The 21656-nt window shown below is 69.7% G+C and carries 17 protein-coding genes and 1 pseudogene; 11 read left to right on the forward strand and 7 right to left on the reverse strand.

What is annotated here, in order from left to right:
- Window positions 1-39 precede the first annotated feature (39 nt).
- The 4 genes from ACFVYE_RS33695 (at window position 40) to ACFVYE_RS33710 (ending at window position 6832) form a co-directional block, all read left to right on the forward strand.
- Entirely contained in the window at window positions 40-2139 is a 2100-nt protein-coding gene (locus ACFVYE_RS33695; protein WP_389608066.1) for a xanthine dehydrogenase family protein molybdopterin-binding subunit, read from the forward strand.
- 176 nt (window positions 2140-2315) lie between these two features.
- Window positions 2316-2825 carry an ATP-binding protein gene (locus ACFVYE_RS33700; protein WP_383965867.1) on the forward strand — a complete coding sequence of 170 codons (510 nt, stop codon included), beginning with the start codon at window positions 2316-2318 and terminating at the stop codon, window positions 2823-2825.
- Window positions 2826-3009: 184 nt separating this feature from the next.
- Window positions 3010-4434 carry an NADP-dependent succinic semialdehyde dehydrogenase gene (locus ACFVYE_RS33705; RefSeq protein WP_389608067.1) on the forward strand — a complete coding sequence of 475 codons (1425 nt, stop codon included), beginning with the start codon at window positions 3010-3012 and terminating at the stop codon, window positions 4432-4434.
- A 10-nt stretch (window positions 4435-4444) separates the two neighbouring features.
- The gene (locus tag ACFVYE_RS33710; protein WP_389608068.1) at window positions 4445-6832 is read left to right on the forward strand and encodes a phosphoketolase; all 2388 of its coding nucleotides are present in this window, start codon (window positions 4445-4447) and stop codon (window positions 6830-6832) included.
- Window positions 6833-6859: 27 nt separating this feature from the next.
- Here the strand turns inward: ACFVYE_RS33710 and ACFVYE_RS33715 are convergent, their stop codons facing one another.
- Together ACFVYE_RS33715 and ACFVYE_RS33720 are read right to left on the reverse strand one after the other, a co-directional pair.
- Window positions 6860-7183 carry a plasmid stabilization protein gene (locus tag ACFVYE_RS33715; protein WP_383965875.1) on the reverse strand — a complete coding sequence of 108 codons (324 nt, stop codon included), beginning with the start codon at window positions 7181-7183 and terminating at the stop codon, window positions 6860-6862.
- A 136-nt stretch (window positions 7184-7319) separates the two neighbouring features.
- Window positions 7320-8435, reverse strand: coding sequence for a chemotaxis protein (locus ACFVYE_RS33720; protein ID WP_389608069.1), 1116 nt, complete (start codon window positions 8433-8435; stop codon window positions 7320-7322).
- A 128-nt stretch (window positions 8436-8563) separates the two neighbouring features.
- Between ACFVYE_RS33720 and ACFVYE_RS33725 the strand changes: the two genes are divergently transcribed.
- The 3 genes from ACFVYE_RS33725 to glsA all read left to right on the forward strand — a co-directional run bounded on the left by ACFVYE_RS33725 (window position 8564) and on the right by glsA (window position 11100).
- Window positions 8564-9058 carry a DUF1269 domain-containing protein gene (locus ACFVYE_RS33725; RefSeq protein WP_383965879.1) on the forward strand — a complete coding sequence of 165 codons (495 nt, stop codon included), beginning with the start codon at window positions 8564-8566 and terminating at the stop codon, window positions 9056-9058.
- Window positions 9059-9174: 116 nt separating this feature from the next.
- Window positions 9175-9741: a hypothetical protein gene (locus ACFVYE_RS33730; RefSeq protein WP_389608070.1), complete on the forward strand. Its 567-nt coding sequence runs from the start codon at window positions 9175-9177 to the stop codon at window positions 9739-9741.
- A gap of 12 nt (window positions 9742-9753) precedes the next feature.
- On the forward strand, window positions 9754-11100 hold the full coding sequence (glsA, locus tag ACFVYE_RS33735) for a glutaminase A (RefSeq protein WP_389608071.1): 1347 nt from the start codon (window positions 9754-9756) through the stop codon (window positions 11098-11100).
- A 32-nt stretch (window positions 11101-11132) separates the two neighbouring features.
- On the opposite strand, the gene ACFVYE_RS33740 is transcribed toward glsA, so the two are convergent.
- A complete protein-coding gene (locus ACFVYE_RS33740; RefSeq protein ID WP_389608072.1) occupies window positions 11133-11957 on the reverse strand; it encodes an endonuclease I family protein in 825 nt (274 codons plus the stop codon).
- 251 nt (window positions 11958-12208) lie between these two features.
- Here ACFVYE_RS33740 and ACFVYE_RS33745 point away from each other — a divergent pair, with 251 nt between their 5' ends.
- The 3 genes from ACFVYE_RS33745 (at window position 12209) to ACFVYE_RS33755 (ending at window position 14916) form a co-directional block, all read left to right on the forward strand.
- A complete protein-coding gene (locus ACFVYE_RS33745; RefSeq protein WP_327277141.1) occupies window positions 12209-12409 on the forward strand; it encodes a hypothetical protein in 201 nt (66 codons plus the stop codon).
- 68 nt (window positions 12410-12477) lie between these two features.
- Window positions 12478-13635 (forward strand): methyltransferase, encoded by a 1158-nt coding sequence (locus ACFVYE_RS33750; protein ID WP_389608073.1) that lies wholly within the window; start codon window positions 12478-12480, stop codon window positions 13633-13635.
- 102 nt (window positions 13636-13737) lie between these two features.
- Window positions 13738-14916: an acyl-CoA dehydrogenase family protein gene (locus tag ACFVYE_RS33755; protein ID WP_389608074.1), complete on the forward strand. Its 1179-nt coding sequence runs from the start codon at window positions 13738-13740 to the stop codon at window positions 14914-14916.
- A gap of 533 nt (window positions 14917-15449) precedes the next feature.
- Here ACFVYE_RS33755 and ACFVYE_RS33760 read toward each other — a convergent pair.
- The gene (locus tag ACFVYE_RS33760; RefSeq protein ID WP_383964766.1) at window positions 15450-15728 is read right to left on the reverse strand and encodes an SHOCT domain-containing protein; all 279 of its coding nucleotides are present in this window, start codon (window positions 15726-15728) and stop codon (window positions 15450-15452) included.
- A gap of 1095 nt (window positions 15729-16823) precedes the next feature.
- On the opposite strand from ACFVYE_RS33760, the gene ACFVYE_RS33765 reads away from it, so the two are divergent.
- Window positions 16824-18542 (forward strand): GAF domain-containing protein, encoded by a 1719-nt coding sequence (locus ACFVYE_RS33765; RefSeq protein WP_383964769.1) that lies wholly within the window; start codon window positions 16824-16826, stop codon window positions 18540-18542.
- Window positions 18543-18590: 48 nt separating this feature from the next.
- On the opposite strand, the gene ACFVYE_RS33770 is transcribed toward ACFVYE_RS33765, so the two are convergent.
- From ACFVYE_RS33770 to ACFVYE_RS33780, 3 genes and pseudogenes are all read right to left on the reverse strand, one after another.
- Window positions 18591-19301, reverse strand: coding sequence for a response regulator (locus ACFVYE_RS33770; RefSeq protein WP_383964771.1), 711 nt, complete (start codon window positions 19299-19301; stop codon window positions 18591-18593).
- Between the two features lie 119 nt (window positions 19302-19420).
- The gene (locus tag ACFVYE_RS33775; protein ID WP_389608075.1) at window positions 19421-20422 is read right to left on the reverse strand and encodes an Acg family FMN-binding oxidoreductase; all 1002 of its coding nucleotides are present in this window, start codon (window positions 20420-20422) and stop codon (window positions 19421-19423) included.
- 153 nt (window positions 20423-20575) lie between these two features.
- Window positions 20576-21163, reverse strand: a pseudogene (locus ACFVYE_RS33780) (CBS domain-containing protein).
- Window positions 21164-21656 lie beyond the last annotated feature (493 nt).

Below are 21656 nucleotides of genomic sequence, written 5' to 3' on the forward strand. Positions count from 1 at the left end.
ACCGCAGTAACGCCGACCCGCAGACGTGAGGACCCCGTCATGAGCCAGGCCCCTCCACCACTGGGCACCCCCGTCGCACGCCGCGAGGGCCGGGACAAGGTCACGGGCACCGCCCGTTACGCCGCCGAGCACAACCCGCCGGGCTGTCTGTACGGCTGGCCCGTCCCCGCCACCATCGCCCGCGGCCGCGTCAGTGCCGTCCACGCCGACGAGGCGCTGGCCCTGCCGGGCGTGCACGCCGTCCTCAGCCCCGACAACGCCCCGCGGTTGAAGCAGCCCGACGACCCGATCCTCGCCGTCCTCCAGGACGACCGGGTCCCGCACCGGGGCTGGCACATCGCGCTCGTGGTGGCCGACACGCTCGACCACGCCCGTGCCGGGGCCGAGGCGCTGCAGATCGCGTACGAAACCACCGAGCACGATGTCCTCCTGTCCGAGGACCACCCCGGCCTGTACACGCCGGAGACCGTCAACGGCGAATACCCCGCCGTCCGCGAACGCGGCGACGCCGACCGGGCCTTCGCCATGGCACCCGTACAGGTCGACGCCACTTACACCATCGGCGCCCTGCACAACCACCCCATGGAGCCGCACGCCTCCACCGCGCAGTGGACGGAGGACGGGCATCTGCACATCCATGACTCGAATCAGGGATCCACCGCGGTCCGCGAGAGCCTCGCCGCAGCCTTCGGGCTCCGGCCGCAGCAGATCACCGTGGTCTCCGAACACGTCGGGGGCGGCTTCGGCTGCAAAGGCACCACACGCCCGCAGGCCGTCCTGGCGGCCATGGCCGCGCGCCACACCGGACGCCCCGTCAAGGTCGCCCTGCCGCGGCGCCAGTTGGCTGCCGTGGTCGGCCACCGCCCGCCCACCGTGCAGCGCCTCCGGCTCGGTGCCGAACTCGACGGTACCCTCACCTCGGTCTCCCACGAGGTCATCACCCAGACCTCCACCATCAAGGAGTTCGTGGAGCAGGCGGCCGTCCCGGCCCGCATCATGTACGGGTCGGCCCACAGCCGTACCACCCATCGTGTGACCGCCCTGGATGTGCCGAGCCCCTCCTGGATGCGCGCACCGGGCGAGGCCCCGGGCATGTACGCGCTGGAATCCGCCATGGACGAACTCGCCGCGGCTCTCGGCATCGACCCCGTCGAACTGCGCCTGCGCAACGATCCGGCCGACGAACCCGACTCCGGCCGCCCGTTCAGCAGCCGGGGTCTCGCCGCCTGTCTGGAGTCGGGTGCCGCACGCTTCGGCTGGTACGACCGCGATCCGCGCCCCGCGGTCCGCGAGGAGGGTCCGCTGCTGGTCGGTACGGGTGTCGCGTCCGCCACGTATCCCGTGTACCTCTTCGGCTCCAGCGCCTCGGCGCACGCGGCACCCGACGGCTCGTACCGCGTCCAGGTCAACGCCACCGACATCGGTACCGGCGCCCGCACCGTGCTCGCGCAGATCGCGGCCTCCGTACTGGACACCCCGGTGGAGAACGTCCGGATCGACATCGGCAGCAGCGAACTGCCCGACGCCCCGCTGGCCGGCGGCTCCTCGGGTACGGCCTCCTGGGGCTGGTCCGTGCACAAGGCGTCCACCGCCCTGCTGGGGCAGCTGCGGGAGCGCCCCGGCCCCCTTCCCGCCGAGGGGCTGACGGCCTTCGCGAATACCGGGCAGGAGACCTCCGGGCAGTCCCCGTACGCACGCCACGCTTTCGGTGCGCAATTCGCCGAGGTCGCCGTCGACTCCCGCACCGGAGAAGTGCGGGTGCGCCGGATGCTCGGTGTCTTCGCCGCCGGGCACATCCTCAACCCCCGTACCGCACGCTCCCAGTTCATCGGAGGCATGACCATGGGAATCGGCATGGCCCTGACCGAGGGCAGCACCATGGACCCTGTCTTCGGAGACTTCACCGAGAGCGATCTCGCCTCCTACCATGTGCCGGTCTGCGCCGACGTGCCGGAGATCGAGGCGCACTGGATCGACGAGGACGACCCGCATCTCAACCCGATGGGCAGCAAGGGCATCGGGGAGATCGGCATCGTGGGCGCCGCGGCGGCCGTCGGCAACGCTGTCCGGCACGCCACCGGCGTCCGGCTGCGCAGTCTTCCCCTCACCCTGGACACGCTGCTGCCGTACTTGCTCTGACCTGGGCAGATGCTTGTTGTATGGCAGACCCGCCAGTCCTTGTGTTGCGCATCCGGCTCTGCAGGGTCACCCTGTTGAGTGACCCAGAAGTGACATTTGCTCACTCTTCGTATTCGGGGGGTCGTTGGTTCAATGAGGCGAAGTCAGTGGGCCTCGATGCGTGAGGAGCCTCGACGATGACCGTTCCATTCGACCGGCACTATCTGGTCGAACTCCAGGTTTCGGCAGAGCGTGTTTCGCAGCTGCGGCGGATAATCGCCGCGCACCTCCGCCATTGGAGTCTCGAACTTCATATCCGGCCGGTGTGCCGGGGTGTGGAGGAGCTGCTGACCAATGTCCACCGGCACGTCGGTGACGACAACAACTGTGTCGTCGAACTCCGCTGGTCCGGGCGGCATCTCACGGTCTCTGTCGCCGACAACGGCTCCGAGATGCCGCGGCTGCTCAGCACCGGCGGCGGTGGTCTCAGCCGCGTCATGGCCCTGAGCGACAGCTGGGGCACCTGCCGCACGGCCGAGGGCAAGGTCGTGTGGTTCACCCGGTACGCGAAGGAGCCGCGCACCGTCGACCTGGTGCCGCTGCCGCCGCTGCCCGGTGTGGGCGAGTTCCGTCGTCCGCCCGTCGCCGTTCCGGACCCCGTTCCCGAAACCACGAGGGCATCCGACTCCGCCCCCGCTCTCGTCTGAGTCGGGCCACCAGGACCGGTACTGCCGGCTTCCGTACCCGTTGAACGCCTCACCTCCCGGCGCGGACGGCGTGCGCACCGCACGCATGGTCCGCGCCGGTCGGGTATCCGCCCGGCAGGGCCCGCGTTGCGGCACGGCGCGCGGCGCTGCACGGTCGAAGTACCGAGGCAAGGAGGCCACAGTCATGCCCATCGCGACGGTCAACCCCGCGAACGGCGAGACGCTCAGAACGTTCGACGCACTGGGAGAGGCGGAGATCGAGCAGAAGCTCGACGCCGCCGACACCGCGTTCCGGCAGTACCGCACCACCGGATTCGACGAGCGGGCCGGCCTGCTGAACCTGGCCGCCGGTCTTCTCGACGAGGACGTGCAGGACATCGCGCGCACCATGACCACCGAAATGGGCAAGCCCGTCAAGGCGGCCCGAGCGGAGGCCGCCAAGTGTGTGAAGGCGATGCGCTGGTACGCGGCCCACGCCGAAGAACTCCTCGCGGACGAGCATCCGCCGGCGGACGATGTGCGGGACTCCGGTGCCTCCAGGGCCTATGTCCACTACCGTCCGCTGGGCGTCGTCCTCGCCGTGATGCCGTGGAACTTCCCGCTCTGGCAGGTCGTGCGATTCGCCGCCCCCGCGCTGATGGCCGGGAACGTCGGCCTGCTCAAGCACGCGTCGAACGTCCCGCAGACGGCGATGTATCTGGAGGGCCTGTTCCGCCGGGCCGGATTCCCTGCGGGATGCTTCCAGACACTGCTGGTGGGATCCGGAGCGGTCGAGTCGATCCTCCGCGACCGCCGGGTCGCCGCCGCCACTCTCACCGGCAGCGAGCCGGCCGGCCGCTCGGTCGCGTCGATCGCCGGCGACGAGGTCAAGCACACCGTGCTGGAACTGGGCGGCAGCGACCCGTATCTCGTCATGCCGTCGGCGGACGTCGCCCGGGCCGCCCGTACCGCCGTGACCGCCCGGGTGCAGAACAACGGCCAGTCCTGCATCGCCGCCAAACGGTTCATCGTGCACACGGAGGTGTATGACGAGTTCGCCGAGCGGTTCACCGTGGGCATGCGCGATCTGACGGTCGGCGACCCGCTGCAGGAATCCACCGACGTCGGACCGCTCTCCAGTGAACAGGGCCGCGCCGACCTGGAGGAGCTGGTGGACGACGCGGTAGGGCAGGGTGCGAGCGTGCTCTGCGGAGGCGGCCGGCCCGACGGCCTGGGCCCGGAGCTGGAGCGGGGCTGGTTCTACGCCCCCACCGTCCTCACCGGGATCACGACCGGCATGCGCATTCACCGCGAGGAGACCTTCGGCCCCGTCGCCACGCTCTACCGCGTCGAAGGGCTGGACGAAGCCGTGGCGCTCGCCAACGACAGCCCCTTCGGCCTCAGCTCCAACGTATGGACCCGCGACGCGGACGAGGTCCGTCGCTGTGTGCGCGATCTGGAGGCGGGTGGTGTCTTCTTCAACGGCATGACGGCGTCCCATCCCGCGCTGCCCTTCGGCGGCGTGAAGCGCTCCGGCTACGGACGTGAACTCGCCGGGCACGGCATCCGCGAATTCTGCAACGCGACCACGGTCTGGTACGGCCCCGAGCCCGTCGGCGCCACGTCCTAGGAGACACAACATGAGTCATGCCGCCCACCCGGCAGTGACGCCCGGCCCCTCCGACGAAGAGGTCGCAGCCCTCGACGCGCACTGGCGGGCCGCCAACTATCTGGCCGTCGGCCAGATCTATCTGATGGCCAACCCGCTCCTGACCCGGCCGCTCACCCGGGAGCACATCAAGCCGCGCCTGCTCGGCCACTGGGGCACTTCACCCGGACTGAACCTGGTCCACACCCATCTCAACCGCATCATCAAGTCCCGCGGCATCCAGGGCCTGTGCGTCTGGGGTCCCGGCCACGGCGGACCCGCCGTCCTCGCCAACTCCTGGCTGGAGGGCAGCTACTCGCAGACGTACCCCGACGTCAGCCGTGACGCCCAGGGCATGGGGCTGCTGTTCAAGCAGTTCTCCTTCCCCGGCGGGGTGCCCAGCCATGTGGCACCGGAGACTCCCGGCTCCATTCACGAGGGCGGCGAGCTCGGCTACGCCCTCACCCACGCCTACGGTGCCGCTCTCGACCACCCGGACCTGCTCGTCACCTGCGTCATCGGCGACGGCGAGGCCGAGACCGGACCACTCGCCGCGTCCTGGCACTCCAACAAATTCCTCGACCCGGTGCACGACGGAGCCGTCCTCCCGATCCTCCACCTCAACGGCTACAAGATCGCCAACCCGACCGTGCTCGCCCGCATCCCCGAGCCGGAACTCGACGCCCTGCTGCGCGGCTACGGGCACGACCCCCTGTATGTCGGCGGCGACGACCCCCTCACCGTCCACCGGGCGATGGCCGCCGCGATGGACCGGGCCGTGGACCGCATCCGGGAGCTCCAGGCCGCCGCCCGTACCGGCGGCCACACCGAGCGCCCGCACTGGCCGGTGATCGTGCTGCGCACCCCCAAGGGCTGGACCGGCCCGGCCGAGGTCGACGGGGTGCCCGTCGAAGGCACCTGGCGCGCCCATCAGGTCCCGCTGCCCGGCGTCCGGGACAACCCCGGGCATCTGCGCCAGCTGGAGGCGTGGATGCGCTCCTACCGGCCGGAGGAACTCTTCGACACGTCGGGGCGCCCCACCGCCCAGGTGCTCGACTGCGTGCCCGAGGGCACCGCCCGGCTCGGCTCGACCCCGTACGCCAACGGCGGTCTGCTCCTGCGCGATCTGCCCATCCCGCCGCTGGACGACCACGCTGTCGAGGTCGACAAACCGGGCACCGTGCTGCACGAGCCGACGCGGGTGCTCGGCAGCCTGCTGGAGGCCGTCATGGCCGCCACCTCCGAACGCCGCGACTTCCGGGTCGTGGGCCCCGACGAAACCGCTTCGAACCGGCTCGACGCCCTCTACGAGTCCACCGGCAAGGCATGGCAGGAGCGGATCCTGCCGACCGACGAGCACCTCTCCCGCGACGGACGCGTCATGGAGGTGCTCTCCGAGCATCTGTGCCAGGGCTGGCTGGAGGGGTACCTCCTCACCGGCCGGCACGGTCTCTTCTCCTGCTACGAGGCATTCGCCCATATTGTCGATTCGATGGTCAACCAGCACATCAAATGGCTCAGGACATCCCGCCGGCTGGCCTGGCGCCGCCCCATTGCCTCGCTCAACTACCTGCTCACCTCGCACGTCTGGCGCCAGGACCACAACGGGTTCTCCCACCAGGACCCGGGCTTCGTCGACCACATCCTCAACAAGAGCCCCGAAGTCGTACGGGTCTATCTGCCGCCGGATGCCAACACCCTGCTCTCCGTCGCCGACCATGCGCTGCGCAGCCGGGACTACGTCAATGTGATCGTGGCGGGCAAACAGCCGAGCTTCGACTGGCTCACCATGGACGAGGCCCGTGTGCACTGCGCCCGCGGAGCGGGCGTGTGGGACTGGGCGGGCACGGAGGACGGCAGCCGCGAACCCGACGTGGTGCTCGCCTGCGCCGGTGACGTACCCACGCTGGAGACTCTGGCGGCAGCCGATCTGCTGCGCAGGCATCTGCCGGAACTGGCGGTACGGGTGGTCAATGTGGTCGACATGACGCGGCTGCTGCCCCAGGGGGAGCACCCGCACGGAATGCCGGACTCCGAGTACGACGCGGTGTTCACCAGGAACAGCCCGGTGATCTTCGCCTACCACGGCTACCCGTGGCTGATCCACCGACTGGCCTACCGACGAGCCGGCCATGCTCATCTGCATGTGCGGGGCTACAAGGAGAAGGGCACCACCACCACGCCCTTCGACATGGTGGTGCGCAATGACCTGGACCGCTACCGGCTGGTCATGGATGCCATCGACCGGGTGCCCGGCCTCGGCGTCCGTGCCGTGGCGGTACGCCAGGCGATGGCGGATGTCCGTACCCGCCACCACGCCTGGATCCGCGAACACGGCACGGACCTGCCCGAGGTGGCCGACTGGACCTGGAGCGGCTGACACCGCCCCGGGGCCCATGACGTGGGCTCAGCGGCCGACTGCCCGTGCCAGCTGGGCCTTCGTCATGTGGGACCGTCCGTGGACGTTCTTCTTCTTCGCCTCTTCGTAGAGCTGGTCGCGAGTAGGCCCCTCGGCTCCGCTGTGGGAGCGCAGACCACCGCGCCGCGAGGACGACATGTCCTCGATGGAGGTACGGCTCGCGGTCTTCGACTCGCCGGCGCGGGCGCGCTCCTTGTTGACCGTACGGGCCGCGATCTCCTCGGCCCGGTCCTCGCTGACCCCGCGCTCCTGCGCGCTCTCCTTGATGTGTTCGTACTGCCGTTCCCGTTTGGCGTTGAATCCGCGTGGCATGGTGCGCTCCTCTCCCCGGTATTCGCCCCGGGACCCGGTCCGGGCTCGATCGGGCCCTTCCCAGTGTCCCAGCGGCCCCCGGGGGCCGCATGCCTGCCATGTGCCCGATGCGGCGTACGGCGTACTGCTGCCCTGTTCAGTAGCGCAGGGCCGCCGCGATACGTCCGTGCTCCGCGAGCGAGTCGTCCGCGAGGAAGACCACGTCGGTGCCGCTGTCCAGCGCCGCCTCGACCAACTCGTCCACGATGTCCTCCCGGACCGAGCCGTCCGTGAGGTCCGCGGCTTCACCGCTCACCGGTTCGAGGTGCTCGTCCGTCACCCGTACCGTCTGCTGGAAGTGCTCCTCCACCGCGACCAGTCCGGCGCGGCCCTCCCGTACCGCGGCCCACACCTCGTCGAGCCCACCGGCGAAGGCCCGACGGCCTCGCGCTTCGTCCAGTCTGCCGTCGATCTCCGCCGCGAACCGCTGCTGCCGCTCGTCGAGCGCCGGCCGCAGCTCCTTGAGCAGGTCGGTCGGCGTCATATCGGCCGGTACACCCTTGGTGACCCGGCCCACGGCCGACTTGGCGCTCTCGCCGACCTCGTCCAGCAGGGCGAGCGCGGGGGCGAGGCCGACCAGATACAGCGGGCGCGGGTCCGTGGCCAGTACCGCGCGCAGCTTCTCGTCGACGGTGCGCAGGAAATTGCGCGTCTCCTCGTCGCTGAAGGTGCTCGGGGTGTCGCCGATCCGCTCCTCGCGCTGCGGGTCGGGGGCCTCCCTCGGAGCCGTCAGCGGGAATCCGCCGGTCTGCTCCTCGTGCAGGACGTCCGTCGTGCCGCTCCACAGGGCGGCGTGCCCGGCCGACACCGTGAGCGCCCAGAACGGCTGGGCCTGGGCCTTCGCCGCGACCAGGTTGCGGGTCAGATAGGTGTCGCTGAGGACTACCCGCTCGGGTGCAGTACGGGGAAGCTGCCAGATCTGGTGCTCGTCGGCGCCGGCGAGGACGACCAGGGCATCCAGGGCCCGGCGGGGGTCCACCTCGTCGACCGCCCGGTCGAGCTGCTCCTTGATGGCGTTCCGGGCCTCGCGGGTGACCGCGGGATCCGCTTCCAGCCGGCTGACGGCCTCGGACACCAGGTTGCGCAGCCGAACGGCGTCCTGGGCGTTGTCCGGAGCGCGGCGGTGCGTCGGCATGGTCAGGGACAGGGCCGGATAGGGCTTGGCCGTCCGCAGTTCCTGCAACAGGCCGGCGGTCAGGGCATCCGCATCCATCGTTCTCTCCCAGGGGCTTCGGCCGGCATCCGCTCCCGAGTGGAGCGGGTGAATTCGACGAGTCAATTCATACCTTTTGATCCTAATATGGGCGAGTTCTTCATTGTCGGTCCCAGGAGGTACGCGCGATGTCCACGCTCACCGTGTGGAAGTTCCAGTCGGCCGAGGGCGCGGAGAATGTGGAGACCACGCTCAAGTCCCTCCAGAAGGAGGGGCTGATCAAGATCCTCGACGCTGCCGTGGTCAGCTGGCCCACCGACCGGGCGAAGCCCAGGACCAAGCAGTTGATCAACCTCGTCGGTGCCGGCGCGCTGAGCGGCACGTTCTGGGGCATGCTCTTCGGGCTGATCTTCCTGATGCCGCTGCTGGGCGCCGCGATCGGCGCGGCGGCCGGGGCGCTGGGCGGCAAGCTGGCCGATGTCGGCATCGACGACGACTTCATCGCCGAGGTCAAGGAGAAGGTGACGCCCGGGACTTCGGCCCTGTTCCTGCTGACCATGAACGAGGTGCCCGACCGGATCAGCGACGCGCTGCCCGACGGCGGTGCCGAACTGCTCCACAGCAACCTGGACACGCGGAGCGATGCGCGGCTGCGCGAGATCTTCGGCGAGGACGCGGCCTGACCGGCCGGGGAGCCCGGCGGTCCGGATTCCCCGCACCGTCCCTGCCGAACCCCCATCTCCTCATCTCTCCCTGTCTCTCCATCACCCTTACGCCCTTCCGAGCAGACGGAGCGTCCGTGAACCCGACCAGTCCCTTGCGGCACGCCCTCGGCGGCCGCGCAGCCCGCAATCTGACCCCAGCCGTGCTGGCCGTGTTGATCATCGCCGGTACCGCCGCCTGCGGCGGCTCCGACACCTCCTCGCAGGGCACGGCCAGGAGCACCCGTACGGTGTCCCCGGAACCGGCCATGACCCGGTCCGCGAGCGCCAGTCCGCGTACCCAGCAGGAATTCGCGGCCTCGGTCTCCGCCGCCGCCGAGCGCAACCGGCAGCAGGCCGCCAAGCAGCTCGCAGGCGTCAAGGGACGGGGCAATGCGATCAAGGACGTCTCGGTGACGGGGCTGCCGGTCGTGAAGTCCGAGCAGTTCCGCAGCGCCCTCGTCCGCGTCACCAATCGCACGGACAAGGCCGCCTTCTACGCCGTCAAGGTGGAGTTCGTCGACTCGTCCCAGAAGGTGCTCGACTCCGTGGTGCTCGGCTTCGCGGACACCCCGCCCGGCCGGACCGTCAGCCAGCACGCCAACAGCCGCAAGGCGGCCGGCGTCAAGACGTTCCCCCGGATCGCCCAGGCAGAGCGCAGCTGACGGCCGGGCCGGGTGCGCGCCGCCGAAGCCGTCACAGATGCCCTGCGCGAACTGCACACGCGGTTCGCCGGGCTGCGGGACGGTCAACTCGCCGACTACATCCCGCAACTGGCGCTGGCCGAACCGGATGCGTTCGCACTGGCGCTGGTCAGCATGGACGGCCACCGCTACAGCACCGGTGACGACGACGCCCCGTTCACCATGCAGTCCGTGTCGAAACCGTTCGTCTACGCCCTCGCCCTGTCCGTCCTCGGTCTCGACGAGGTGGGCCGCTGGGTGAACGCCGAGCCCAGCGGCGAGGCCTTCAACGCCATCAGTCTGGAACCGGTCACAGGGCGGCCCGACAACGCCATGGTCAATGCGGGCGCCATCATCACCACCGCGCTGATCCCGGACACCCCCGACGCCTCCGGATTCGGCCGCATCCTCGACTGCCTGAGCCGCTTCGCCGGACGGCAGCTGGACGTCGACGAGCAGGTGTACGCCTCCGAGTCCGTCACCGGTGACCGGAACCGCGCCCTCGCCTATCTGATCCGCAGTGCCGGCCCACTGCCCGTCGACCCGGTGGCGGCGGTGGAGACGTACTTCAGACAGTGCGCGGTACGGGTCACCACGCGGGACCTGGCCGCGATGGCCGCGACCCTCGCGCACGGCGGTGTCAACCCGCTCACCGGCGTCGAGGTGGTCCCGGAGCCGGTCGCAGCCCAGGTGCTGGCGGTGATGGCGACCTGCGGCATGTACGACGCCTCGGGCGAATGGCTGCTACGGGTGGGGCTGCCGGCGAAGAGCGGTGTGTCCGGCGGACTGATCGCCTCGGGCCCCGCCAGGTTCGGTCTGGCGACGTACAGCCCGCTACTGGATCCGACCGGCACCTCCGTTCGGGGGCGCGCCGCGCTCGGAGCCCTGTCGGAGCGGCTCGGCCTCCATCTGATGCACAATCCGGCATTGGCCGGGTCCACCGTCACCCTGGTCACGACCGCCGACGATCTGCCGTCCGCCCAGGTCGGGCCGCGGGAGCGCGTCCGGCGTGAACGGGTCGCGGTCGTCGCCGCCCAGGGTGCTCTCGACTTCACCGCGGCCGAGCGGGTGCTGTACGCCCTGGACGAGGCGCGACCGCAGGAGACGGGGGCCGCGGTGCTGGATCTGCGGCAGGTGACCGACATCGACTCGGTGGCCCGGGCGGTGCTGCGGAGCGGACTCGGCCGGCTCGTGGAAGGCGGCGTGCGCACCGCGGTGGCCGACCCGGCGGGCCACCTCGTCCTGCTCCCCGGCGCCGGGGAGCAGGACGAGGTGGCCCTTCGGCCCTTCGCCTCCCGTGAGGAGGCCGTGGCCTGGTGTGCGAGCGGCCTGGCCGACTGAAACGGGGAGGGGGCCGGTTCGGGCCTGTCCGTCTACCAGATGGACTCGACCCATTCCGGGTGATCGACAAACGGGTTCCGGTTGTGCTGGTACCGGTCGAATATGACGTCGTTGCGCCGCTTCTCGAAGCTGTCCGGCGGGTCCTCCTGGCTCCACGCCTTCAGTACCGAGAGGCGGCCGATGTGCGGGGCGGAGCCGTTGGACACGCTGTCGTTGGGTTCGAGGTCGGGGAAGGCGTCGTCGCCCTCGTAGCGCACCGCCATGTAGAGGATCATGCGGGCCACATCGCCCTTGACCGCGTCGCGCGGTTCGAAGGAGTCGCTGTCGGTGTAGCTGCCCGGTGCGCCGCTGACCGCGCTGCCGCCGTTGTCGAAGTCCTTGTTGCCGCGGATGGAATTGACGGTGACATCCTCCGGGCGCAGGTGGTGGATGTCGGTGCCGGGGCCGGTGGCGGTGCCGAAGTCGCCGTGGGACTTGGCCCAGACGTGCTCGCGGTTCCACTGGCCGACCGAGCCGCCGTTGTCGCTCTTGGGCTCGGAGCGTCCGGAGTAGAGGAGGATCACGTTCGAGGGGTTGGCGGGGTCCTCGTCCGTGTTCTTGAGGGCGTCCCAGACCTGGCTGTAGGAGATCTTGGTCTGGCTGCTGATGATCGTGTGCAGTGCGCTCTTGAGTGCGGTTCCGGACTTGCCGAGCGCGTCCTGGTAGTACGTGTCGTCGAGAGCGCCGAGCGGTGTCGCGGCGACCGGCGCGGCCTGGGGTGTGGCGGCCGGCGCGGCGGCCGCGGTGCCGGCGAGTACCGCGAACGCGGCAAGGGTCGCCAGCAGGGGGCGCCGGTAATGAAGGTGACGACGGGACATGTGGGGTGTCCTCTCGGAAAATGCGGGCACCGCGAAGCCGTCACAAGGTGGGGGGCGGCGCCGCGGCGGTCGTGTGGTACGTGGTCAGCGGGAGCCTTCCACACGCACCGTGACCATGGTGTGAACGCTGTGTACCTATCATGTGCAGGTCAAGTGAGGGCTTGTCCGTGGCCCCGGGAACGGATCGGGGAGGCATCGGATGCGGCAGGCCGGGCGCGGGGCGAGAATGACCGAAAGGACGAGGAGGCGGCATGAGTGACGAGTCCGAATCCGTATCCGCAGCTCGGGGAGTGACCCCCGACAGCCTCTTGCACACCGGCGGGAGCGACAATCCGTCGGCAGAGGATCTAGTACTCGCCTCCGGGCGGGACCTGACTCCGAAGAATCTTCAGTGGGCAGAGCGCAGGCTCGCCCGGGAGGGCCGGGCGGCGATCGACAAGGCGCTGCCCTAGTGCATGGCCCGCGGTCGACGCGGGGAGTGTGTGGATGCTCCCCGCAGCTCGGCTAGCCTGGGTGCACAATGAACCATTTGACTACGTCAGGGGCCGGGTACGACCTCGCCCGCTTCCCCGAGGACCCGCGCGACCCGTTCCGTGCCTGGGATGCTGCCGATGAGTATCTGCTGCGGCGGCTCGGGGGAACCGACGAGTCGGAACCGGTCGACCTGTCGGGCGCCGTGGTCGTGGTGGGCGACCGCTGGGGCGCCCTGAGCACCGTGCTGGCCGGGCACCGCCCCGTACAGATCACCGACTCCTACCTGGCGCAGCGCGCGACCCTGGCGAATCTGGACCGCAACGGCGTGGACGCGGATGCCGTACGCCTCCTGTCGGCCAGGGACACACCGCCGGACCGTATCGACGTCCTGTTGGTACGTGTCCCGAAGAGCCTCGCGCTCCTGGAGGACCAGCTCCACCGGCTCGCGCCCGCCATCCATGCGGGCACCGTGGTCATCGGCACCGGCATGGTCAAGGAGATCCACACCTCCACCCTCAAACTCTTCGAGCGGATCATCGGTCCGACCCGTACCTCCCTCGCGGTCAAGAAGGCCCGGCTCATCCTCTGCACCCCGGACCCGGCCCTGGCCCGTACGCCGAGCCCCTGGCCGCACCGCTACGACCTGCCTGAGGGTGTCGGTCCGGTTTCCGGCCGGACGGTCACCAATCATGCCGGGATCTTCTGCGCCGAGCGTCTCGACATCGGCACCCGCTTCTTCCTCGGTCATCTCCCCACGCGCAGCGGCCCCGACCGGGTCGTCGACCTCGGCTGCGGAAACGGCGTCGTCGGGCTGTCCGCCGCGCTCGCCAACCACGAAGCGACGGTGACCTTCATCGACGAGTCGTACCAGGCGGTCGCCTCGGCCGAGGAGACCTTCCGGGCCAACACCGGCCCGGACGCCGAGGCCGACTTCGTGGTCGGCGACGGGTTGGCACAGCTGCCGCCCGCCAGTGTGGACCTGGTGCTCAACAACCCTCCGTTCCACTCCCACCAGGCCACCACCGACGCAACGGCCCGCAATATGTTCCACGGCGCGCGCGCCGCACTGCGGCAGGGCGGAGAGCTGTGGGTCGTCGGAAACCGGCATCTCGGCTACCACACCCAGTTGCGCCGGACCTTCGGCAACTGCACCACGGTCGCGGGCGACCCGAAGTTCGTCGTCCTACGTGCCGTCAAGCGCTGACGCCTGCCGGAGACGTCCTGGCCCTTCCGGATTCTTACAACACGTTCTACTGTGTGCGCCGCCGCACACGGGCGACGCGACCGCGAGACTCCTGGAGGGGCCGTGCACCTCGAATACACGCCTGAACAGCAGCAGTTGCGCGCCGATCTGCGTACGTACTTCGCCGGACTGGTCCCCGACAACGCCTACGCGCGCTACGCCGACCCCGCCTCCCAGAAGAACTTCTACCGCGAGACGATCCGGCGCCTCGGTACCGACGGCTGGCTCGGCGTCGGCTGGCCGACGGAGTACGGCGGACGCGGCCTGTCCCCGATGGAACAGTTCATCTTCTTCGACGAGGCCGCCCAGGCGGGCGTTCCGCTGCCGCTGATGGCCCTCAACACCGTCGGCCCGACGATCATGCAGTTCGGCACCGACGAACAGAAGGACTACTTCCTGCCGAAGGTCCTCGCCGGTGAGATCGACTTCGCGATCGGCTACAGCGAACCCGACGCGGGCACAGACCTCGCCGCGCTCAAGACCCGGGCCGTGCGCGACGGCGACGACTATGTCGTCAACGGGCAGAAGATCTGGACGACCAACGGCGACACCGCCGACTGGGTCTGGCTGGCCGTCCGCACCGACCCGGATGCCCCGCCCCACAAGGGCATCACCATGCTCCTCGTCCCGACGAGCGACCCCGGCTACTCCTGCACCGTCATCAACACCCTCGCCTCGCACGACACCACTGCCAGCTACTACGAGAACATCCGCGTCCCCGTCTCCCGCCGTGTCGGCGACGAGAACAAGGGCTGGCGGCTCATCACCAACCAGCTCAACCATGAACGCGTCACCCTCGCCGCCCACGGCACCATGGCCATCCGTGCCCTCCACGACGTCCAGCGCTGGGCGGCGGACACCCGGCTCACCGACGGCCGCCGCGTCATCGACCTCGGCTGGGTCCGCGCCCTCCTGGCCCGCACCCACACCAGGCTCGACGCCATGAAGCTCCTCAACTGGCAGATGGTGTCCGCGGTCCAGAACGGAACCCTCACCCCGCAGGACGCCTCCGCGGTCAAGGTCTACGGCTCCGAGGCACGCCGCGACGCCTACGCCTGGCTGATGGAGGTCGTCGGCTCGGCGGGACCGCTGAAGGAAGGGTCGGCGGGGGCAGTGCTGCACGGCGAACTCGAACGCGGATACCGGTCCGCGGTCATCTTCACCTTCGGCGGCGGAAACAATGAGATCCAGCGGGAGATCATCTCGTGGATCGGCCTGGGGATGCCGCGCGTACGGCGGTGAGCGGGTGTGACCACGGACGGCGGTTGTCACATACGACGGATAGTTGACACCGGGGCGATGCCGTCACCCGCGCCCGCACCGCAGCTGCGTGACGCCTCGCCGCGGCTGCCCGTCTCATCGATGCGCCCGTCCGCACCGGTAGGCAGCTGTCCTGGGCCTTGCTCCGCGGGCAGAGGCACACCATCACTTGGTGGGTGAGGTGTCCGGCGTCGACCGCGCGCAGCGACACCGTTTTGGTCGTGACGGTGGTGGGGTGAGCGATCAGGCGCATCATGCGCACTCCGATCCAGCCGGAACCCGGACCGCTGGGGCGGCCCGTCATGCCAGGGCCCATATCGGCCAAGGCCACTTCCACCACGCGGCCGGACAACGGAGGCGCTGTGCACCGCGCGGCGCCCGGCGCCCGCCGGTTGGCGGTATGCGGACCGCGGAAGGCGCCGGTCGTGGCCAACGGCGCCGTCATGGCAATGCCCAGCAGGGCGCCGCGGCAGCACCGCCCAGGACCAGCCACACCCGGCGTCGGCGGTCCGCGTTCACCGCGGTTCCCGCAGCAGCGCGAGGCGACGTTTGTATTCGTCCTCGTCGATCTCCCCGCGGGCGAACCGCTCGGCGAGCAGGTCCTCTGCTCGCCTGCCTCCCCACCCATACCCCCCGGAGGGGGGAGTCGAGCCGGGCTGATGGCCACGGTGGGCGCTGGTCAGGTAGTGGACAAGGGCAACGATGCCGGCGATCACCAGTGCGAAGAGCAGCACCACGACCACGGTCATGACGAACCAGCCGCCCCGGCCCCAGCCGCCGTCGTACCACATCATGCCGATCACTTCCCTTGGCCGGTTTCCTCAATTCCAGCGTGGATGAGGAACGGCTTCGGCGGAAATCGGAGGTGGGTTCCCGGTGCTGGGCCGAACGGCCCCAGGGGCTCGGGCCCGCGGCCTGAGGATCGACCGCAGCAGTCAGGCCGCCGTACCGCCGCCCACCCGCCGAGCCTCGCCGCCGGGCAGACTCAGCGCATGCGGTCGCCAGGTGCGAGCAGGCTGGTGAGCTGCGCGATGGCTTCCGGGGAGGGCTTGAAGTAGCGGCACACGTTCTCCGGCTTCCTGCGCCGGGATTTCGCTGAGGACCGCCGCCGGAGGACCGCCGCCGGAGGGCTGTGGCCCTCCTGCCAGGCGCAGATGGTTTCCCTCCACCCGGATTCGTCCCCAACAGGGTTGTGTGGGTCAGTGTTTTCGCGCCCCGCGGGGCGTGCCGTGGCTGGGGTGTCCGGCCCTTGCGGGTTGGGCGAGCCCGGTTTGCCTCGCAGGGACACCCTGCGGATGAATCAGGTCACGGCGAAGGCCATATGGAGTGGCCTCATCCACGGTTGCTCGCGGTCCGGCGGGAGGGCGGCCGACATCGGGTCTCGCGTGCTGCCCGCAGGCCCACCCCCGGCAGATCGCCGGCGTCGCCGGGGCACGGGGTAGGTCATCGACTGGCACAGGCGGTCGGCATGCCGCTCGTGACCATTGCCGCCGGGGCGAGGAGTTGGGCGCCGGTTCATGCACATGATGGCGACGAAGGGCAAGACTTTGCGAAAGACGCTGGGCAGGGGCTCCTCGCCTTCGCGGCAGCCTTTCGGTGGGTGGGCATGCGCCACAGAACGGGTGGCCGACCCGGGGTCCGGCCGCCCGTTGGCGAGGGGCGGAGTCGGTGTGTGTCTTCAAGGGGCGGTGGCCCACCGCATCTGACCTGTGGTTTTGTGAGTGCGCGCAATGCGTACTACGTGCTTTACAGGCGAATTTTTTGACGCCGGAACGACGTCCGTGACGCTCGTTTGGGCCGATTGCCGTCCACCAGGTGCTTCTCGGCGTGCGGCTACTACCGTGAAGGTGTGGCCCGCCGCGCTACGCACGGGCCACGACGGAGGCACCGTGGGCAACGAGGGATCTGACCACTGCGCAGAGGCGCACCGTCGGCTGGGCACGCTGCCGGGCGATCTCCAGGATCGGCTGGACGCCGTGAAGCGGGGTCCTGCCGAGGCGGCCCTGCTGCTGGATGCCGTCATGTCGGTGGGCAGAGAGCTCGACCTGCCCCAGGTGCTGCGTCGGATCGTCGAGTCCGCGGTCGTCGTGGTCGATGCCGAGTACGGGGCCTTGGGAGTGGTCGGTGAGGGTACCCGGCTCACACAGTTCCTGCCGGTGGGCGTCACGGGGGAGCAGCGCGAGGCCATCGGCCCCTTGCCCGAAGGACACGGCATCCTCGGCGAGCTGATCCGTCACCCCGAGCCGTTGCGGCTCGTGGAACTCTCCGAGCATCCGTCGTCCTACGGGTTTCCGCCGAACCATCCGCCGATGCACTCGTTCCTGGGGGTTCCCATCCGGGTCCGCGACAAGGTGTTCGGCAATCTGTACCTGACGGAGAAGCGGGGCGGCCGGGTGTTCGACACCGAGGACGAAACCGTGCTGTCGACGCTCGCGGTGGCGGCGGGAGTGGCCATCGAGAACGCCCGTCTGTACGCGGAGACGCGCGACCGTCAACGCTGGCAGGAAGCCAACAGCGAGATCGTCGCGGCTCTCCTGAGCGGAGCGGACGTGGCACACGTCCTGCAGATGATCGTTGATCATTCCTCGCGCATTCTCGCCGCGGATCTCGGTGTGCTGGCTCTGCCCGCGGAGGGGAAATCCCTCCGTGTGGCACTGGCGTCCGGGGTGGACGCCGAGACGCATCGCGGTCTGGTCCTGCCGCGAGCGGGATCGTTCGCCGGCGCGGCCCTGGACGCGGGCGAGCCGATCACCAGCCTGGATGTCGCACACGATCCGAGGATCACCGCAGGCCCGCCGAGGTGGACGGGGCTCCTCGGCCCCGCTGTCGCGGTCCCGATGGTGACGGGGGAGCGGACCCGTGGGGTGCTGCTGCTGGCCCGGGTACGGGAGCGTCCTGCCTTCACCGAGTCGGAGACCGTACCCCTGCTGGCGTTCGCCGGACAGGCCGCTCTGGCCATGGAGCTCACCGAACGGCGCGAGTCCGCCGAGCAGATCGCCCTGCTGGCGGACCGGGACCGCATCGCCCGGGATCTGCACGACCTGGCCATTCAGCGGCTGTTCGCCACCGGGATGACGCTGCAGAGCGTGGTGCGGCTCGTGGAACAGCCACAGGCGAGGGAGCGGTTGCTGCGCGCGGTGGACGATCTGGACGAGACAATCAAGATCATCCGGTCCACCATCTTCGGACTCCGCGCCCGTGACTCGGGCCGGGCCGGCCAGGGGCTGCGCGCCCGGACGGCGACCACGGTCGAGCAGGTCGCGCGGACCCTGGGCTTCCAGCCGTCCCTGCGGATGGGAGGGCTGATCGATACGGATGTGCCGGCCGAGATCGCCGACCAGGTGATCGCGGTCCTCGGAGAGGCACTGAGCAATGTCGCCCGCCACGCGCGGGCGACAACGGCGGACATCTCGCTGATGGTGGGAAAAGGGGCGGTGAACCTGGTCGTGTGCGACAACGGTGTGGGCATGCCCAAGCATGGTGGTCTCCGAAGCGGGCTCGACAACCTCGCACGGCGCGCCGAGAGACTCGGCGGCGAGATGAACGTGGGGACATCCGCGCGGGGCGGCACCCGACTGAGCTGGCGGGTGCCGTTGCGACTCTCCTGACGCTTCGCGGGGTGCTTCGGGGGCCGTGGCTGGCGAGGGGCGGTGCGGTCAGACCTGATGGTGCCCGGCACCGTGCAGGGAGGGTTCGGTGGCGTGCGCGGCGATCACGGCCGCCTGGATACGGCGCTCGACACCGAGCTTGGCCAGCAGACGGGAGATGTGGTTCTTGACCGTCTTCTCCGACAGATAGAGACGCTTGCCGATCTGGCTGTTGGTCAGTCCTTCACCGATCAGCGCGAGGACGTCCTTCTCCCTCGGGGACAGCCCCGACAGCGCGTCGTCCTCCTCGGAGCCGGTGCCGGATTCCTCCTCGCGCAGGCTGTTCATCAGCCGTGCCGTGGTCGACGGGTCGAGGGTCGAGCGCCCGGAAGCCAGTGTGCGGACGGCGGTGACGAGGTCCGAGCCCTTGATTTCCTTGAGTACGTAGCCGGCCGCGCCGGCCATGATGGCGTCGAGCAGCGCTTCGTCGTCGTCGAATGAGGTGAGCATCAGGCAGGCCAGTTCCGGCATGCGCGAGCGCAGCTCACGGCAGACCGTGATTCCGTCGCCGTCCGGCAGTCGCACATCGAGAATCGCGACGTCGGGGCGGAGCGCCGGGCCGCGGGCCAGTGCGTGGTCGGCTGTGCCGGCGTCGCCGACGACTTCGATGTCGGGTTCCGCGTCGAGCAGATCCTGCACGCCGCGCCTGACGACCTCGTGGTCGTCCAGCAGGAACACGCGGATCGGTTTCTGCGCCGAGAACCCCGTGTCGTCGCTCATGGTGGCCCTCCTCGCTGTCAAGGGTTGCGCAGTCCGCCTCGTCATGGTGAGTTCGCACAAGAGGAACACACCGGGGTCGAACCGGTGGCTGCCTGCCTTGATGCATACGGTGCGAGTTTCTACGGTTCGATGGTCAGTACTGCGTCGAGGGGACGTCGTGGTGTACGCGGCCCGCTCGGCCCGTATCCCAGGCGGATGATCATCTGTGTGTGTCCCGTGCCGTAGACCGGGTCGCGCAGGAGCCACCGCAGGTCCGGCCATTCGATGGGCTGGGTCGCGAACGAGGTGGACACCTGGTGGAGCGTGGCGGTGAGCAGTACGCGCTCCAGCGCCTGTCCTGCGCTCAGCCAGTCCATGGGGTGATCACCCGGGGTGCTCAGCAGGGCCAGTTGCGGCCGCTTCTCGAACCGGACGCGTGCCCGGCCCGGGAGGACGCCGGTTCCCGCGAAGTCGCGGGTGGTGGCTCGTTCGGAGGCGTCGCGGGGGCCGAAGGCGTAGTCCGGGATTCCGTCGACGGGCGCCTCGGTCTTCGTGTTCCGGGTCCAGTGCTCCTGCTCCGCCTTCCGTGCCGGGTCCCCGCGGTCGTATCCCTCGGCGTCCCGGATCAGTTCGAGCACCGTCTCCAGATGCGGCGGCGCCAGGAACGCGAAGTCCGCGCCCTCGATACGGGCCGCGTCGGCGAACTGCGCACGGATGTCCTCGGGGATCGCCTGCTCGTCGAACGGATAGCGGCTGGTGTGCCGGTCCCGAATCGCGGGGTGGAGAGCGGCGAGCGCTTCGTCCGCGGGTTCCCGTGGAGCGTCGGGGCGGACGCCGAGACGGACGGTGGCCAGTACGGCCGGGGCCGACGGTTCGGGCAGCAGCGCGGTGACCGCGTCCAGGCCGTGGTGGGCGGCGGACACCCGGAGGTTCAGCAGCGCCGCACCGCAGCCCACGTGCAGTGCACGGGTGGCGGGGTCGGCCTCCGGCATCGCTCGGTCGAGGTCAGCCACGAGGGTGAGGGTCCGGCCGGTGCGTGTGTAGCGGAACTGCCAGGGCTGGGCGTTGTGCATGGACGGGGCGGCGGTGGCATCGGCGACGAGGTCGGCCAGCGTTGCGTCGTCGATTGCTCTGGTGAGCATCGTAGGTCTCCCGGGGAGTCGGGAATGGTCGATGGCTCCAGCATGAAGCGGATGGCCGCCCTGTACATATGGGCCGTTCGTCCCTCGCTCGGATCCGGATGGCTCCTCGGCAGGGGCACCCGTTCCCTGCCCAGGATGCCGGGCCTTCGAGGTCTAGGCGGATGCCTGGCTTTCGAGCTGGCAGTCCACGCTGACGACGCCTTCCACGGATTGAGCAAGGCGGGCGGCGACGGGAATGAGGGTGGCGTCGCGGACACGACCGGTGAGCGTGGCTACGCCCCGGGTGACGCTGACCTTCACGTTGCGGCGCGAGGCGGGGAACAGCCGGTCGACGACCTCGCGGCGTATCTCTGCGGCCAGCTCGCTCGCGGTTCCTGGGCGATGTCCTCGTCCGGGCGGAGGTAGATCTTCATCAGATCACTCCGGCTGGCCACGCCCACGAGGCATCCGTCGTCCCGGCAGCCGCTTGAGGTGGCCGCGGGCCATCGGCCGAGCGGCACTTGCGATGCCCGCACTCCGGGGCACCGTCACGGCGGGTACGGTCATCAGCTGGCCTGCGGAGACGGCGCGGGACTCATCCCCGCCTTGCGCCTTGAGCAAAAGGTCGGCTTCGGAGACCGCGCCGACGACTCGTCCCTCGTCCGACACGACGGGCAGAGCGCTGATCCGCCATTGCCGCATGGTCTCCACGATGTCCTTGAACGGCGCTCCGCGATTGCCCGTGATGACGGCGTGCGTCATCACGTCGCCGACGGTACGCAGATGTTTCACAAATTCCTCCAAGAACAAGGAGCCCTGTGTCTCCGAGCCGCGGCATCGTTGTCGGCGCGCGGTAGGACTACCCGGGGTGCGCCGGGGACTGTTCGGCCCTGTTGGCCCGGTACGAACGGTGCTTTCGTGGATTGGCGGAAGGAGCCATTGCGAGGATGCGGCGAAGCGGCTGATGGCCGTGCACCGCACGATCAGGAACCGCGAGAAGCGGTTGGCTCTTTCCGTCCCATGGCATGAGCTTCAGGGGTTGCCGGCATCACGCGCCGGATCGAGATCCGGCGGCAGATCGTCCACGGCGTATTCGAGGGACTGGTCGACACTGACGACGCCATCGACGGAGAGGCACAGGAGTTGGGCCTTGACCCCGGGTTTTGGACACCGGAGAGACTTGGATCTTGATGGTCCAGGAGAACGGAGTCCCAGTGGGGATGAAGCACTACCCCGCCGAGTTCAAGGCGGACGC

The organism is Streptomyces sp. NPDC058239 (genome assembly GCF_042882185.1).
Lineage (GTDB): Bacteria > Actinomycetota > Actinomycetes > Streptomycetales > Streptomycetaceae > Streptomyces.

What these genes read in the sequence shown, in the direction of transcription:
- ACFVYE_RS33695 (WP_389608066.1), top strand. Translation starts at nt 40, where the DNA reads ATGAGCCAGGCCCCTCCACCACTGGGCACCCCCGTCGCACGCCGCGAG.
- ACFVYE_RS33700 (WP_383965867.1), top strand. Translation starts at nt 2,316, where the DNA reads ATGACCGTTCCATTCGACCGGCACTATCTGGTCGAACTCCAGGTTTCG.
- ACFVYE_RS33705 (WP_389608067.1), top strand. Translation starts at nt 3,010, where the DNA reads ATGCCCATCGCGACGGTCAACCCCGCGAACGGCGAGACGCTCAGAACG.
- ACFVYE_RS33710 (WP_389608068.1), top strand. Translation starts at nt 4,445, where the DNA reads ATGAGTCATGCCGCCCACCCGGCAGTGACGCCCGGCCCCTCCGACGAA.
- ACFVYE_RS33715 (WP_383965875.1), bottom strand. Translation starts at nt 7,183, where the DNA reads ATGCCACGCGGATTCAACGCCAAACGGGAACGGCAGTACGAACACATC.
- ACFVYE_RS33720 (WP_389608069.1), bottom strand. Translation starts at nt 8,435, where the DNA reads ATGGATGCGGATGCCCTGACCGCCGGCCTGTTGCAGGAACTGCGGACG.
- ACFVYE_RS33725 (WP_383965879.1), top strand. Translation starts at nt 8,564, where the DNA reads ATGTCCACGCTCACCGTGTGGAAGTTCCAGTCGGCCGAGGGCGCGGAG.
- ACFVYE_RS33740 (WP_389608072.1), bottom strand. Translation starts at nt 11,957, where the DNA reads ATGTCCCGTCGTCACCTTCATTACCGGCGCCCCCTGCTGGCGACCCTT.
- ACFVYE_RS33745 (WP_327277141.1), top strand. Translation starts at nt 12,209, where the DNA reads ATGAGTGACGAGTCCGAATCCGTATCCGCAGCTCGGGGAGTGACCCCC.
- ACFVYE_RS33750 (WP_389608073.1), top strand. Translation starts at nt 12,478, where the DNA reads ATGAACCATTTGACTACGTCAGGGGCCGGGTACGACCTCGCCCGCTTC.
- ACFVYE_RS33760 (WP_383964766.1), bottom strand. Translation starts at nt 15,728, where the DNA reads ATGATGTGGTACGACGGCGGCTGGGGCCGGGGCGGCTGGTTCGTCATG.
- ACFVYE_RS33770 (WP_383964771.1), bottom strand. Translation starts at nt 19,301, where the DNA reads ATGAGCGACGACACGGGGTTCTCGGCGCAGAAACCGATCCGCGTGTTC.
- ACFVYE_RS33775 (WP_389608075.1), bottom strand. Translation starts at nt 20,422, where the DNA reads ATGCTCACCAGAGCAATCGACGACGCAACGCTGGCCGACCTCGTCGCC.